The organism is Occallatibacter sp., from assembly GCF_049802275.1.
In the GTDB taxonomy this organism is placed as follows: domain Bacteria; phylum Acidobacteriota; class Terriglobia; order Terriglobales; family Acidobacteriaceae; genus Telmatobacter.
Map to the genome: position 1 here is coordinate 1 of NZ_JBARMD010000488.1, position 2,454 is coordinate 2,454.

The following is a 2,454-nucleotide window of genomic DNA, read 5'->3' on the forward strand; positions in this document are numbered from 1 at the left end:
ACGCTGAAACCAACGTCGAGGATTCGCCGACCTCTACGTAAGGCAAGTCAGGGTCAAGAGAAAAGCATGGGAGGGTAAGCACATTTGGTGACGGCGGACGACGTTCGGGTGGCAGGAGAGCTTGGAGCGCTTCTTGATAGGGATTCTTTGCCCAAGATTTGGCTAAAATTCCATTCCAAACGTAGGAACGGCCTTCGAGTTGTTAACGGAAGCGATTTAGAATCTTAGATTTCTTGGTTGCGGGGGCTGGATTGGCCGACTGGACCTTACAAGAAATGGTGCAATTGGGCTCAGCAAATGAGTCTATTGGGAATTGATCCAGCTGCTTCGCGTTACGGATCGCAAGCGATCATCAGACAATAAACTTAGGAAACGACCGAACGAGTCTCCCTCTCCAAAGACGATCAGCTGGGCAACTATAGCCATCCGCGCGCTCGGGCAATTCTTGCTGCGTCGATGCGGTTGGCTGCGCCGAGCTTGGCGATGGCTTCGGAGAGGTAGTTGCGCACAGTACCTTCTGATAGGCGAAGGTCGACGGCGATTTCCGCAGTGGAGCGGCCTTCGCCTGCGCGGATCAGAATCTGACGTTCACGGTCGGAGAGAGGGTCTTCCTCGCTGCTCCAGGCTTCGGCAGCAAGAGCGGGATCGATGGCGCGCAGCCCAGCATGGACGCGACGCACGGCTTCCGCTAGTTCGCTGGCCGGCCGATCTTTGAGCAGATAGCCGCGTGCGCCGGCTTCGAGTGCCCGGCGCAGATAACCGGGGCGCGCAAATGTAGTCAAGATGATGACATGACAGCTACATTTGTCATGCTTGAGGTCGTCAGCGAGCTCAAGGCCGGTGCGATCCGGCATTTCAATGTCGGTGATGACGACGTCCGGCGTATGCAGGCAGGCGAGTTTGAGCGCCTCGCGGCCATTGGCGGCCTGCGCGATGACTGTAATATCGGGCTCGAGATCGAGGAGCGCAGCCAGCGCGCCGCGGAGCATAGTCTGATCTTCCGCGAGGAGCACGCGGATGGGAGTAGAGGTACGCTTTGCGCCGGTCATGAGACGGCAGTCTCGCGGTGCGGAAGTTCGATGGTGAGGCGGGTGCCGTGATTCTGCATGATGCCGCATTCAAGATTGAAATGACCACCGAGGGACTCGATGCGTTCACGCATGCCGCGCAGACCATTGCCCTCGCGGGCGACTGTTTGCTGCCCATCATCCTCGACTACTAAGCGGCGGTGACCGGCATCCGAGACAAAGTGAAGGCGGCAGTTGGTGGCGCGGGCGTGGCGAACGATGTTGGTAACAGCTTCTCGCAACGCCAGAGCCAAGGCCGTCTCCTCCTGAGGGCTTAAGGACTCGCGGTCCGGTTTGCTTTCAGCCAGAAGCGTGACACCGGCGGCATCAAGGGTACGACGCGCGGCATCGATTTCTGCTTCGAGGCCGCGCGAGCGGTAGCCGCCGATGGCCTCCCGGATCTCAGCAAGCGCGGAGCGGGACGTTTGCTCGACGTCTGCCATTTCCGCGACGGCGCGGTCGGGATCGAGCGAGACGAGACGGCCGGCAAGTTCGGCCTTGAGGACGATAACGGAGAGCGTATGGCCGAGAACATCATGCAGGTCACGCGCAATGCGTTCGCGCTCAGCGACGGCGGCGAGGGCGACGTTCTCTTCAAGAGCGGCGCGGAGCTTGGAGTCGGCACGTTTTTGCTCGGCGAAATAGATGTTGCCACCGCCGATGATGACAACGAGGAATATGGCAATGAAGGTGTTAGGCCAGCCGATGTAAAACGGGCCGTTTTGTTTGTCGACGGTGAAGAAGGCTCCTTCGGCAAGAATGACTACACACTCAAATAGGAAGAAAGCCAGGACCTTCCGGGAGGACTCAACAATGAAGGGCAGAAACGCGGCAGCGTAGACGAAGAAGGTAGAAGCGCCGCGGTTCCAGGGAAACACCAGGATGCCCAGAAGGAAAGTAGCGCCAACCATCCAAAGGCGCTTGGGCTGGCTCGGCCTTGCAGTATAAAAGAATCGCCAGAAGATGCCGAAGAAGACCAGCAGGCAGGCGACCGTGCCCAGCCAGAGATTGCGGGTTGGCTCAATCAGCGGCTCGATCAACAGGAAGCCGGTGTAGGCCAGCCACATCCATGCCCATCTGTTTTGGCGGAGTTGCGAAGTGGATTCGTTGGCGGACATTGTTCCTTTTTTCGGAGTTTACGCCTTTTATCTCAGGAGTTCTGCTCGAGGCGGCCCTTGGCAACACCGGCGATACCCAGCGCCAGCAGTGTAAAGCCCAGGAGCCCATACCAATGACTCAGCATAGTGCCGGTGCTGGCATAGCCGAAGGCGCCGAGCATCAGTTGGCCGAGGTGGTAGGTGGGCATGAGCACGGCAATCTTTTGCATGAAGTGCGGCAGGAACATGAGAGGCACCCAGAGTCCGCCGCAGAAGCTCATGGGCAGATA

Annotated in this window: 2 protein-coding genes and 1 pseudogene; all 3 read right to left on the minus strand. The window is 58.7% G+C overall.

What is annotated here, in order from left to right:
• Positions 1 to 416: 416 nt before the first annotated feature.
• Positions 417 to 1,049: a response regulator gene (locus tag WA354_RS17065; RefSeq protein ID WP_472814228.1), complete on the minus strand. Its 633-nt coding sequence runs from the start codon at positions 1,047 to 1,049 to the stop codon at positions 417 to 419.
• Positions 1,046 to 2,185 carry a sensor histidine kinase gene (locus WA354_RS17070; protein ID WP_472814229.1) on the minus strand — a complete coding sequence of 380 codons (1,140 nt, stop codon included), beginning with the start codon at positions 2,183 to 2,185 and terminating at the stop codon, positions 1,046 to 1,048. Before WA354_RS17070 ends, WA354_RS17065 begins: the two co-directional genes overlap by 4 nt.
• A gap of 32 nt (positions 2,186 to 2,217) precedes the next feature.
• Positions 2,218 to 2,454 (minus strand): annotated as a pseudogene (locus WA354_RS17075) (ABC transporter permease); the annotation flags it as partial.

What these genes read in the sequence shown, in the direction of transcription:
- WA354_RS17070 (WP_472814229.1), bottom strand. Translation starts at nt 2,185, where the DNA reads ATGTCCGCCAACGAATCCACTTCGCAACTCCGCCAAAACAGATGGGCA.
- WA354_RS17065 (WP_472814228.1), bottom strand. Translation starts at nt 1,049, where the DNA reads ATGACCGGCGCAAAGCGTACCTCTACTCCCATCCGCGTGCTCCTCGCG.